The sequence below is a fragment of the Flavobacterium sp. 9 genome (assembly GCF_002754195.1).
In the GTDB taxonomy this organism is placed as follows: domain Bacteria; phylum Bacteroidota; class Bacteroidia; order Flavobacteriales; family Flavobacteriaceae; genus Flavobacterium.
Map to the genome: position 1 here is coordinate 998,121 of NZ_PEEU01000001.1, position 13,254 is coordinate 1,011,374.

Here is a 13,254-nt window from a genome sequence, read left to right on the forward strand (position 1 = left end):
TATTGATTTCAAAAGTGATTAATTTTTAGCCAAATAATTGATACTATTTTGCGTCAAAAGCTTAATGTTATTAATAAACTCATTAGCCTGACTTGGTACACCACTACTATTGGTTTCGTTATACCAATCATATGCGCCCATAGAAATCACGATTACATTTTTATTAGTTCCTGTGTTTGGGAATTCTGCAATGGTAACTCTTCCGTCAAGATTATTATCCCAAGCTTCACTTGCTAAATTGATTCCTCCGGTTTGATTTCTCCAGCCTTCTCCGTTAACATATCCGCCCCACTCTGGTACAAACCACCAAGCAGTATGATTTAATCTGAAAGTTCCACTTTGTAATAAATTGGCTTTTCCGCTTTCATAAGTTGTCAATCCTTCAAAAATTGGATGATTCTCATGCCCTACAAATGACATTCCCCACGAGTTTCCATCTACAAATCCGTTTGGAGGAAAGTCTCCAAAAACATTATTTGGTCCTTTTCCTGAAGGAACAATTCCTAAAGCATCAACATATTGAGAAGCAAAAGATGTTAAAAGTAAATTTCCTCCGTTTGCTCTAAAATTCTTTAAAGCGGTTGTAACGGCAGGTTTGTAAGCAATTGCAGGTAAATTTGCTGCTGAATCAAAATGCCACCAGATTACATCAACATCACTTAAATCAGCTCCGTTTTGAATACTGTCAAATGAAATATATTTAGCTCCGCTAAAAGTCGAAAAGAACCAATCAGCGGCTGTAATTTCATCCATGTTTGTGATTTCGGCTCTTGTTGCAGCGGTTCCTAAAAATGCTACTACTAATCCTGTTACCGGAACTCCAATATTGGCGGTATAATTCATGCTTTTTCCGTTAGCTGTTAATACAAAAGTTACTGCATTACTAAAATCAATCGTTGCGTCTGAAGCCGGTGAAATAGAAACTCCTTCTGTCAACTCTATAACTGGTTTTAATGCTGTTAGATTTGTACCTTCAGGTAAAGTCATTGTAATAGTTTTACTTATATCATTGACTGTTGCTGCAACTCCATTAATGGTAAAACTTTTTATTGGACTCAAAACTACTGTTGTTACGGTATAGTCTTTATATAAATTACCGTTTACTACTCTGAATTTTACAGGACTTGTAAAGTTGATTGGTTTTGTCAGATCAAGATTTGATGTTGCTCCGGCTTGCAAAACAATTTCAGGTGTTACTGCTGTAATATCTGAGCCATAAGGCATTGTGATATTAATTGCTCCGGTTTTTTGATCGATTTGTCCTGAAACTCCTTTTATTTTAAAAGAAGTAACATTTGAAGGTGAATTGACCTCAAAACCTCCATTTTCAAAACTATTCTCGCAGGCCGTAATTATAAAAATCATTGCCAATACTACAGACATTTTTGTCCAATATTTATTTATATGGTTTCTCATATTAATGATTTTTAAAGATTAATAACCTGGATTTTGCTTGTATAATCCCTGACTGAAATTAATTTGTTTCAACGGAATCGGACAATACTCTTCTTTATTTTTATCAAAAAAGGCATCTTGATAATAGGTACGTTTCGTTTTTTCTTCGGTATAAAACTGATTCATCACTTCGTCTGTAACTCCCCAACGAACAAGGTCAAAAAAGCGGCTTCCTTCCATAGCCAATTCCAAACGACGTTCCCAACGCAAAGCTTTACGGGCAAAATCCTGTGTCCAGTTGCAATTGCTTCCATCTACATAAGTATTAATTTTGAAATTGTTTACATACGGAAGTCTCCCTGTACTTTGAGCGGCTCTTTCCCTGATTTGATTGATTAATGGCAATGCTTCGGCTTGTCTTCCTAATTCAATTAAGGCTTCGGCACGCATTAGAATCACATCAGCATAACGAATTTGAATTCTGTTTTTTGAGTTTCCATAAAATGGATCAATATTAACTACGCAACTACAAGTAGGCGCAACGTTTTCTTTTAATGAAGCAAAATAGCCATAAGTTCCAGGAGATCTTACCCAAGCTTCTACGTACAAAAATTCAGGATCATATTTATACGGAAGTCCCGGCATTGCAACAGTATGGTATAATCTAGGATCAACTGTGTTTGCATCTATGTTTTTATAATCAAAATCCTGATCGTTATACGTATCAAATTCAGGTAAACCGTTGGTTCCGGTTTTAAAAGCATTTACTAAGTTTTGACTTGGTTTATGAAAATCACAACATCCTAAACCTTGAGGCGTAGATAACACATCTGAGAAATTCAATCTTCCGTATAAAGTTCCATCATTGTCTGAAAACTGAATTGAAAAAATAGATTCCGGACCATTCTCATAATTTCCAGGTAAAAAGTTATTTGCAAAATCAGGTTCCAAAGTTGCTTTTCCAATTACTTTATCTGTCGCTGCAATTACTTGTTGCAAATGTTGCTGATTGATTCCTGTAACGGTAAATGTTTCATCTTGCGTATAAGCCTGATACAAACGAGTTTTTGCCAGATATGCATAAGCTGCTTTTTGAGTTGCGCGTCCTACTTGCGGTTGTATTTCTGGTAAATTATCGGCTGCAGCCTGAAAATCTTCTGCTATTTTATCCCAAAGCTGTTCGTTTGATAATGCTTTGTTCGAAATGGTTTTATAATCCTCAACCGGAATATCCTCGGTGATATAAGGAACATTTCTAAACATAATTTTCAGCATAAAATAAAAATGTCCTCTTAAAAAGCGCATTTCGGCTATACGAGTTTTTTTCAACGGATAGTCTGCTTCTGAAATTTTTTCTAATGCTTTCAAAGCTTTATTGGCTCTTGAAACTCCAACATAACTGATGTACCAAAAAGAATCTAATTCTCCAAAATCAGGTCTGATATTATTCGAAACTTCAAAAAAGTGAAAATCCTGAATATCATTAGTTCCGCTTCCGCCTTTGTACGCATCATCAGAACGTACATTTCCAAATGGCCATAAACTGTATGGCGAATCATAATGATCATTGCCTAATTGTGCGTAGGCAGCATTCATAAATCCTTCTATTGATTGTGGTGTTACAATATCTTCTTCAGATAAAACGCCGCGAGGATTATTTTCCAGAAAATCAGAACAGGAAACAACAGTTCCAAGTACTAAAAAGGCTGTTATATATAGTATCTTTTTCATATGTAGATAATATTTGTTTTTTATTGGAATATGGAATCGCCATTCTTCATTATAATTTACAATTGCGAATCATGGCGATTTCATGTCTTTAGATTTAAACTTTTATTATAATGTAAAATTAAGTCCAGCCGTAAAAGTGGTTGGCTGTGGATATCCAAATCCTGCATTTTCAGGATCTACACCAGTAAAACTTTTAGCATCTATGATCAATAAATTTTGTCCGCTGATGTAAAATCTAAAGCTGTCGAAATTTATTCTTTTCAATAAATCTTTTGGTAAACTGTATCCAAATTGCAAAACTCTAAGTTTTAAATAACTTCCGTTTTCTACATAATAAGTTGAAAATCTAGACTCTGCATTTCTATCTACTGTGGTTAGAGCCGGAATAGTTAAATTTGGATTGTCTAAAGACCACGCATTAAGCAAACGTGTTCCTTTGTTAGAACCAACATCGTCAACACTCCAGAAATCAGTTTGGTATTTGGTATTATTTATGACATCAACATTACTTGCTCCTTCCCAGAAAGTTGTAAAATCCCAGTTTTTATACCCTAATCCTAAATTAATTCCATAAAGTAAACCCGGATTTGGATTTCCTATCCAAGTACGATCTTTATCTGTAATGCTTCCGTCTCCATTTAAATCTTTGTAACGAATTCTTCCAAGGCCTTTCCCTTCCTGAATAGCCGAGTTGTCTACTTCGTTCTGACTTTTAAATAATCCATCTGTAACATAACCATACATGGAATTAATTGGACGACCTAAAATATTATCGTTTAATCCGTCTCCACCATAATTATTCTTTACTTCATCCGGCAATTTTGTAATCTTATTTTTGTTTGATGAAACATTAGCAGAAATATCATATTTTAATCCAAAAGAAGTTTCGTCATGATAACCCAAAGTAAATTCCCATCCTTCATTTTGCATTGAAGCACCGTTTACCCAACGATTTCCTCCTTCGCCAATTACGCCTAAATAAGGAGGCAATACCAAAATATCATCTGTTTTTTTGATGTAATAATCTACAGAACCGCTTAATTTTTGTTTGAACAATCCAAAATCCAAACCAATATTAGTTTGTGTGGTAGTTTCCCATTTTAAATCATCGTTTCCAGATTGCGTTGCGATGAAACCAGACGGAAGTAAACCGTTTCCGTTTCCTGCAATATCATATGCGGTCCCATAAGAAGTTGCCCAAGTTGGGCTTCCGCCTGCATAACTTGCCAGGTACAAACTATAAACGGCAGTATTGCTGATTTCCTGATTTCCGGTTTGTCCCCATCCTGCTCTTAATTTTAAATCAGAGAAAACAGGCGCATTATTTTTAATGAAATTTTCATTGCTAATTCTCCATCCTGCCGAAACCGCCGGAAAAGTTCCGAATTGATTGTTTTTACCAAAACGAGAAGATCCATCACGACGAATTGTAGCCGAAAGTAAATATCGATTGCCAAACTCATAATCAGCTTTTCCAAAATAAGAAAGTAATGAATATGTTGTTGAAGTTCCGCTTGTAAACGATTCTCCGGTTCCTGCATCCGGATACATATAATCCGGTGTTTCGATCAAAAAGTCATTTTTACGCAAAGTTGTCGTGTCATAAATATCTTTGTACATCTCTGTTCCAGCCATCAAATTCAAATTACTTTTCCCGAAATTCAAACTATAAATAGCTGTATTTGTCCACGTCCATTTATCACTTACAGATTGATCAATGGTAACAGATGTCTGATCGTTTTGCAAATAACCTGACTTATAACTTCTTTGTAATGTTCGTTTTTTATAAAACCCATAATCAATACCAAAACTACTTTTGATATGAAGGTTTTTGATGACTTCCCAATCGGCATACATATTTCCAAAAAGACGTAAATAATCGTATTTATTGTCTTTATTGTATTCTAAAAGACGAACAGGATTTTGTCTGTCATTCATTCCGCCAACAGGTCCGCCCCAGCCTTTTCCGTCAACAGTATGCACCGGAATTATTGGCAAAGCACGAAGCGCCGGATCTAAAACACCCGGATCTGTAATTTCATTAGTACGGTTGAAACTAAAGTTTTCACCAATAACCAATTTTCCGTCAAAGTATTTATAAGAACCATTCATACGAGCCGAAATTCTTTCAAAATCAGTCGTTTTTACAACACCTTCATTTCCATAATAGCCCAAAGAAAAAACATAACTTCCTTTGTCTGATGCATTAGAAAGCGATAAATCATAAGAATTTGCTACTCCTGTTTGCGAAATTGCATCGTACCAATCAGTATTTGAAGCTTTCAATGTTTGATTAGCATCTAAATATTCAGGAACCAAAACTTTATTTAATTGTGGTTTATTATTATTTACTGACCAATCAAATTGATAGCGCAGATTATTATTGTTTGGATTTAATCCGTCATTAATATTTGCCTGCCATAAAGCCTGACCAAATTGATTGGCATTTAGCACTTCTTGTTTTCTTGAATAATCTGATATTGAGGTATAAGTGCTAAAATTAATTCTCATTTTACCTTCTTTTCCTTTTTTGGTCGTAATGATAATTACACCATTTGAGGCGCGCGAACCATAAATACTAGCCGAAGAAGCATCTTTTAAAACCTGAATTGTTTCAATATCATTTGGGTTTAATTCGTGCATTCCTGATTTAGTTGGCATTCCGTCAATAACATAAAGAGGATCTGTGTTGTTTAAAGTTCCTACTCCGCGAATCACAACTTTTGTGTTTCCTCCGCTGGGAGATCCGTCAGACGAAATTTTCACTCCGGCAACTCTTCCCTGAAGCGCTTTAATAGGATTTGGTTCCGGTTGTTTCATGACTTCCTTCATGTTTACTACCGCAACTGCTCCCGTGATATCCGTTTTCTTTTGTTTTGAATATCCTGTTACAACAACTTCATTTAGCTGATTATTATCTACTTTTAAAGTTACACTTAATGTTTTTTGTCCTTTAACTGAAATGGATTGTGATGCATATCCAATAAAAGAAACAACAATTACCGCGTCTGAATTTACGTTCTGGAAAGAAAAATTTCCATCAAAATCTGTTACCGTACTGGTATTCGTTCCGGAAATAAGCACTGTTGCTCCCGGAAGCGGCATTCCGTCGTCTGACGAAATTACCGTTCCTTTTATTCCGCTTTCCTGCGCTGTCATAATCAGCATTGGAAAGAAGAAAAAAAGAAAATAAATAATCTTACTTTTCATAGTTAGTGGTTTTGGTTGTTAGTCTAGTTTATATTTAATTGGTTAATTACGAGATTACTCAATTCTATTCCTTGGTTTGAAGAAACGGAAAGAGATGTAAAGGGCTGGCTTGAGAAAAAGATTTCTGTTATAACTTTTTCGCCATTATTGTAAAATATTTCAATAGATGTTTTGTCTAAAATGATTTTAAAAACACCTTCTTTTTGATTTCCATCTAAAGACGCTTCGGTGATTGTGGAAGCAAATTTTTCAGAGAAATCATTTTTTCCGGATTTCGAACGATCCACAAATAAATAATGTTCTGAATTATTTATTCCAAAAGCCAAAGACTCACCTTTATCATTTGAAAGTGTAAAAGTGTAAGTATCCTGTTTTAAGTTTTTCAGATTAAAATCAATAATCGCCTGAGTCAAATCAATTTTTCCAGCTTCCGCAATCGATAGTTTACCTTTTCTTTTTAAGTTTTTAGCTTTGATTGCTTTAGAAACATATTTATTGATTTCTTTTACCGGATTACTAACTAAACTATAGTCATTTCCTTTTTTGATTAACTGAATTTCGCGAGCAATTGTCGTAGCACTTCTCCATGCATTTGTTGGTACATCTTGTGCATAATCCCAATTAGACATCCAGCCAATAAACAATCGTCGTCCATCAGCATTTGGAACATTATTCCAGGTTACACCAGCATAATTGTCTTTTCCATAATCTATCCAAACAGCTTTTTCTTTCCCAACTCTGTTGGCAAAATTTGAGTCTAAGGTGAATTTCGTTCCATCAAAATCTCCAATAAAATACTGTGTTCCTGAACCTCCATTTGCTCCACCCGGATTTAAACTCTGAATTAAAACCCATTTGGTCTCATTGCTTCCCTGAACTTTTATCTCAAAGAAATCAGGACATTCCCAAACACCTCCGTGAGCTCCAATATTTTTTCCAAAATCAGATAAATACTCCCAGTTTTTAAGATCTTTAGATTTATAAAAATGAGAACGATCTTGTGCAGCCAAAACCATTATCCATTGGTTATGCGTTTGATCCCAAGTAACTTTTGGATCGCGAAAATCACGAATTCCAGGGTTTTTCACGACAGGATTTCCTTCCTCAAATTTCTGCCATGTAATACCATTATCATTCGAATACGCAATATCCTGCTGCTCAACGTCAATTTTGTTTTCTTTTTCTTTTATCATATCATGCAGCGTATAAATCGCTACAATTGGAGCTTTTCCTCCAATACCTAAACCAGATGTATTGTTTAGATCTACAACAGCGCTTCCTGAGAAAATATATTTATCCTTATCCGGATAAATCGCAATTGGCAACTCTTCCCATTTAATTAAATCTTTGCTTACTGCATGTCCCCAATGCATTGGTCCCCATTTATTTCCATTAGGATAATGCTGATAGAATAAATGATATTTTCCGTCTGCATAAAACATCCCGTTCGGGTCATTCATCCAGCCTTTTTTTGGTGTAAAGTGAAAATTAGGACGATACATTTGTTCTTCAGCAGCAACCGATGATGAAACCACAGTTGTTTGTGCAACAGCCGAATATGGTTTACAACCTCCGATTGATATAATTAAAGCACTATAAAATGCCAGCGGTAGATGTTTCTTTGATTTCATTTTTTTTGATATTTTTTTTGGTTAGATTTTCACTCAATACTTCTAAAGAAATTCCTTTAGTTTCCGGCATCATAAAAGCTACAAACAGCAATTGCAATACCATCATCAATGTAAAAATTAAGAATACGACATCTGGTCCAATTTCTGAGAATAACATTGGAATTAAAGATGGAATTATGGCTGCCAAAACCCAATGTACTGAACTTCCAAAGGCTTGTCCGGAAGCACGAATATGATTTGGGAAAATCTCTGAGATGAAAACCCAAATAACTGCTCCCTGACCAATCGCATGTGAAGCGATAAATAAGAAAAGGAAAACAGGAACCGATAATCCTCCCCAATTGTAATAAAAAGAAGCAGAAACTAATCCCAGAGAAATAATATATCCGACTGAACCAATGTACATTAACAACTTTCTTCCTAATTTGTCAATTAATGCCACTCCGATTAAAGTAAATATAAGATTTGTAATTCCGATTCCGATACTGCTCAATAAAGCTGTATTTTGTCCTAAGCCAGCTTCTTCAAAAATTCTTGGTGCGTAATATAAAAAGGCATTGATTCCTGAAAACTGATTGAAAAATGCAATTAAAAATGCCAGAATTAAAGGGAAACGATATTTTTTCATGAAGATATTTTCATGTTTAGTAACACCATTTTCTCTGGAATCATCCATAATATCTTTAAGATCTGCAGTTGGATCTATCTTGAACAATACTTTACGCGCTTCTTCATCACGATTCTTAGACAATAACCATCTTGGGCTTTCAGGAATTGTCAATATAAACAGAATATAAATAAACGATGGAATTGCCTGTACTCCTACCATCCAGCGCCACGCATTTTCGCCAATATCTTTTAAAAAGTAATTCGATATAAAAGCAATTAAAATTCCCAATACAATATTAAACTGGTACAAAGCTACAAGTCGGCCACGTTTGTCTGCAGGAGCAATTTCTGAAACATAAGCGGGAGCAGCGATTGTTGAAGCTCCAACACCTAAACCACCAATAAATCTAAAAGCAGCAAAAATATAAGGGTCATTTGCAAAAGCGGCACCAATAGCTGAAATGAAATATAAAATTCCAATCCAGAATAAAGTCTTTTTACGACCTATTTTATTGGTTGGGATTCCTCCAAAAATAGCACCTACAACAGTTCCCCAAAGTGCCATTGCCATAACAACGGATCCATGAAAAGCATCAGAAGAATGCCAAAGAAGCTGCAATTGTTTATCAGCTCCAGAAATAACTACGGTATCAAAACCGAATAGAAAACCTGCCAGTGCAGCAGTAACAGACCAAATCAATATCTTATTCATTGTAGATGTATTAAAAACTTGTTGCTAAGATATCCGCAAAAAAAACAACTTATTTTTAATGATGTTACAATTTAATTCTATAATTATTGATAGTTTGATACCTAAACAACAAATACTTAATTTACAAGGCTTTACAAGATTTAAAACTTATTTACGAAAACCTTGTAGTTTCGATTTTGTTACATGAAGTATAAAATTGATACTTAATTTGCATCAATTTTATACCAATTCTAATTTGATGATTTGTATTCCTTTGGTGAAATTCCAAATTTATTCTTAAAAGCTGTAGAAAAATAATTTGGAGAAGAGAATCCAAGTGAGTAAGCAATTTCAGAAATATTCATCTCATTTGACTTCAAAAGCTCTGCTGCTTTCTCTAATTTTACATTATTGATGTGATCGCTAATGTTAATTCCAATGATTGCTTTTACCTTTCGATACAACTGAACTCTTGAAACGCCTAATTTATCGGCTAGATCTTCAACAGAAAACTTAGGGTTTTCGACATTTTTCTTAATAATCTCATTCATTTTGGTAATAAATGATTGTTCCTGGTTGCCAAATTTAGATTCCGGTTCGACACGATAAATATTATTGGTATAATAATAACGAAGCTTTTCTCTGTTGAAAAGTAAACTAGAAATGGATTGTTTCAAAATAGACAAACTAAAAGGTTTTGTAAGATATTGATCTACTCCGCTTTGCAATCCTTTCAGGACGGATTCTTTATTGCTTTGCGCTGTCAGAATAATAATTGGAATATGCGAAGAGCGTAAGTCTTTTTTCAGTTCTTTACTAATTTCATAACCGTCTTTATCTACCAAATTAATATCGCAAATGATAATATCAGGAATAATCTCCATTGCTTTTTCAATAGCATCGCTTCCGTCAGAAGTATAAACGACATATTCGTTTGATAATTTGTTTTTTAAAAAGGTAACCAAATCTATATTATCTTCTATAACCAAAAGAGTATGTTTTTCAGTATCAGAAATTACATTTACTTCATTTAAATCTGATTCTATATCTAAATTATCCGTGATTAAATTTGCCGCTATATTTAAATTCTCCGCTTTATTAATCATTTCAGAAGGCTGTAAATGACTGTTTCCTTTTAATAAAGTAATCACAAATTCACTTCCTTGTTTCGATTTTAATTCGATTGTCCCCTGATGCAAAAGCACGAATTCTTTAGATAAATGAAGCCCAATTCCCGAACTGTTTTTATTATTGTTTGAAGCTCTGAAAAAAGGATTGAAAACATTTGAAAGTTCATTTTCTGGAATTCCAATTCCGGAATCTTTAAAACTAATTTTAACGGTATTGTCCTGATTTTCGACAATCGAAATGGTAATTTTTCCATTATCAGGCGTAAACTTGAAGGCATTAGAAAGCAAATTAAAATAAACTTTATCCATCAATCCTCTATCAATAAATAATTCCAGGCTTTTATTTTTGCAAATTAGCTGAAAATCAATATTTCTACGGGAAGCTTCACCTTTAAAATTGGTCATTACTTCGTTTGTAAAATCATAGAGTTTAGTATTTGAAGCTCTTAATGTGAATTTTTGTTCTTCAATTTTTCTAAAGTCCAGCAACTGATTTATTAATCGGAGTAATCTGTTCGAGTTTTTATGAATTAATTTTACCTCATCTATAAGCGCAGTTCCTTTAATTTTTTCATTTTCAATTAATGATTCTACATAACTCATAATCAAAGTTATGGGTGTTTTAAATTCGTGCGAAAGTCCGGTAAAGAAATTCAATTTGGCTTCATTACTTCTTTGAGCCATTTTTGCCATTTCCTGAATTTCATTATTCTGATCAATTACCGTTTGATTAATACTTTCGAGCTGTTTTTTCTTTCTTGAAATAGAAATAGTCGAATAAATACTGTAAATAGTCAAACTCAGAATAATCACTAAGAAAAAACTCAATAATCGAACCAGATTATTCTGTGAGGCATATTCTCTTTCCTGCACTTTTATAGCTCCTTGCTGTGACTCAATAACGGTTTGTTGCTGATCGACTTTATCCATTTGATTTTCGATAATCTCAGCATTATTCTTATCTATTACAATGGTATTTAGAATGTTATTTTTAGCAATTGCCTCTTTATTGTACATTTTCAAAGCCAATTTCAAAGCTTCGTTTCCGCCTGTTGGATATAAAATAGTTCCGTCAAGAACGCCACTTTTCACCAATTCAATTCCACCATTCACGGTATTTAAGCCATCAACTCCAATAAATTTAATTTTCTTTTCTAATCCCAGAGTTTTAGCCGTTTCCCAGGCACTTAAAGCCATTCGGTCGTTATGAGCAAAAATGTATTCAGCATCAGGATTTTGCAAAAGGATTGCTTTCAAAGGTTCTTTTACAGATTCTCCTTCCCAATTGCCATGAATAATATTCTCGACTTTGAAACGCTTATTTTCATTGATAATCTGTTCAAAACCAAGACTTCGCTCATATGCAGGAGATGAACCATTTGCTCCGGTAATTTCAATAATTTTACCGGAACCTTTACTATGTGAAACGATATATCTGCCAGCAATTCTTCCAATTTCAATATTATCTGCTCCCAGATAAGCAGTATATTTTTCTCCTTCAATTTTTCTATCTACTACCAAAACCGGAATTCCGGCTCTAATAGATTTCTCTACAACGGCAGTTAAAGGTTTAGATTGAATTGGAGATACAATAATAACATCTACTTTATTAGAAATGAACCTTTCTATATCCTCGATTTGTTTCTCTACATTATTATTGGCATCGCTAATCTTTAGATCTACTTCCGGACGCAATGAAGCTTCAATTTTTATGGAGCTGTTCATCTGTTTGCGCCAATCATCAGTAGTCATAGCTTGAGAAAATCCAACTTTAATTTTATTTCCCTGTTTTTGTTTACAGGAAATTAAACTTAATGATACTAACAAAAGCATCAAAGTATATTTTACAAATTGATACATGAAATTATGTGTTTATGTAAATGAAAATGAGTTTTCAAAAAAAAATACCTTCTTAGACTTACAACCTGTCAAAATAATTAGGAAGGATTATTTTGTAACGACAAGCGAGAAGGCAATATATAAAAAGTAAAATTAAACTTTTATTTTATCTAAACAAGTTATAATCACTATATCCATTATTAAATATAAAGAAACTTATACGGTTAAATACTCAAGCGACAAACTTCTCTTGTCTATAGTTCCAGATCGTTTTTGATCGATATTTTACATTTAAAAACAAATCTGATTGCAATTCAACTAAAAAGCAATGAAATTAATATTTTTTTTGTTTCTATTTTTAACAGTATTTTTTTACATAAACAATATAAAAAAACAAATATACTTGAAGTATCTGCATATATTTTAATATAAACACATAAATATTTACAATTCAGCAATTTACCCCGATAAAAAACATCATTTTTTGCGAAAAATTAAAAATCTTTTCTAATTTTGCACTCTCGTTCATAACTGATAATCAAACATTTAAATAATGACAAAATTTAGCAAAACAGTCTTAATTGGTGACTTACTACTATCATCAATTTATACTTATGCTGATGAAGGCCCACGTGATTACATTCTGACAATAGCAACCGGAAACGGGAAAGTAACAGACTTTAATCTAGCTAGTGCCGAAAATTCATCTTTTAATATTTTTGATCAAAATTACAATTTAGTTTACGCAAGAGAATCTGAAATAACCATATTAGAAATATCATCAACAATTAGTTTAGAAGGCTATTCCTCTGGAATTTATTTCCTGGAGATAATAGAAAATGGCAAAGCTACAATTCACAGAATCAATGTTGAAGCTAAAAAAGTCAAAGCCAAAACTGTAAAACAGATTCCTTCTTTACACCGTTAATTTTTTGCCCCCACAATTAAGAACAGCTCATTTTTGAGTTGACTAAGAACAGCTCTCAATTGGGCTGTTTTTTTTATCTTCTTTATTTTA

General features: G+C 33.5%; 7 protein-coding genes. 1 reads left to right on the top strand and 6 read right to left on the bottom strand.

The window, feature by feature from the left end:
- Positions 1-18: 18 nt before the first annotated feature.
- From CLU81_RS03515 to CLU81_RS03540, 6 genes are all read right to left on the bottom strand, one after another.
- The gene (locus tag CLU81_RS03515) at positions 19-1,416 is read right to left on the bottom strand and encodes a DUF4960 domain-containing protein (RefSeq protein ID WP_099708560.1); all 1,398 of its coding nucleotides are present in this window, start codon (positions 1,414-1,416) and stop codon (positions 19-21) included.
- Positions 1,417-1,434: 18 nt separating this feature from the next.
- Positions 1,435-3,126 (bottom strand): RagB/SusD family nutrient uptake outer membrane protein, encoded by a 1,692-nt coding sequence (locus CLU81_RS03520; RefSeq protein ID WP_099708561.1) that lies wholly within the window; start codon positions 3,124-3,126, stop codon positions 1,435-1,437.
- A 105-nt stretch (positions 3,127-3,231) separates the two neighbouring features.
- Positions 3,232-6,336 (bottom strand): TonB-dependent receptor, encoded by a 3,105-nt coding sequence (locus CLU81_RS03525; protein ID WP_099708562.1) that lies wholly within the window; start codon positions 6,334-6,336, stop codon positions 3,232-3,234.
- A 23-nt stretch (positions 6,337-6,359) separates the two neighbouring features.
- The gene (locus CLU81_RS03530; RefSeq protein ID WP_233209646.1) at positions 6,360-7,967 is read right to left on the bottom strand and encodes a glycoside hydrolase family 32 protein; all 1,608 of its coding nucleotides are present in this window, start codon (positions 7,965-7,967) and stop codon (positions 6,360-6,362) included.
- Positions 7,930-9,288 carry a sugar porter family MFS transporter gene (locus CLU81_RS03535; protein WP_099708563.1) on the bottom strand — a complete coding sequence of 453 codons (1,359 nt, stop codon included), beginning with the start codon at positions 9,286-9,288 and terminating at the stop codon, positions 7,930-7,932. The genes CLU81_RS03530 and CLU81_RS03535 overlap by 38 nt, the downstream gene beginning before the upstream one ends.
- 230 nt (positions 9,289-9,518) lie before the next feature.
- Positions 9,519-12,257 (bottom strand): substrate-binding domain-containing protein, encoded by a 2,739-nt coding sequence (locus tag CLU81_RS03540; protein WP_099708564.1) that lies wholly within the window; start codon positions 12,255-12,257, stop codon positions 9,519-9,521.
- A gap of 532 nt (positions 12,258-12,789) precedes the next feature.
- Between CLU81_RS03540 and CLU81_RS03545 the strand changes: the two genes are divergently transcribed.
- The gene (locus CLU81_RS03545) at positions 12,790-13,164 is read left to right on the top strand and encodes a T9SS type A sorting domain-containing protein (protein ID WP_099708565.1); all 375 of its coding nucleotides are present in this window, start codon (positions 12,790-12,792) and stop codon (positions 13,162-13,164) included.
- Positions 13,165-13,254 lie beyond the last annotated feature (90 nt).

Excerpts from the sequence above, each read along its gene's own strand:
- CLU81_RS03530 (WP_233209646.1), bottom strand. The coding sequence starts at position 7,967 with ATGAAATCAAAGAAACATCTACCGCTGGCATTTTATAGTGCTTTAATT.
- CLU81_RS03520 (WP_099708561.1), bottom strand. The coding sequence starts at position 3,126 with ATGAAAAAGATACTATATATAACAGCCTTTTTAGTACTTGGAACTGTT.
- CLU81_RS03535 (WP_099708563.1), bottom strand. The coding sequence starts at position 9,288 with ATGAATAAGATATTGATTTGGTCTGTTACTGCTGCACTGGCAGGTTTT.
- CLU81_RS03515 (WP_099708560.1), bottom strand. The coding sequence starts at position 1,416 with ATGAGAAACCATATAAATAAATATTGGACAAAAATGTCTGTAGTATTG.
- CLU81_RS03540 (WP_099708564.1), bottom strand. The coding sequence starts at position 12,257 with ATGTATCAATTTGTAAAATATACTTTGATGCTTTTGTTAGTATCATTA.
- CLU81_RS03545 (WP_099708565.1), top strand. The coding sequence starts at position 12,790 with ATGACAAAATTTAGCAAAACAGTCTTAATTGGTGACTTACTACTATCA.
- CLU81_RS03525 (WP_099708562.1), bottom strand. The coding sequence starts at position 6,336 with ATGAAAAGTAAGATTATTTATTTTCTTTTTTTCTTCTTTCCAATGCTG.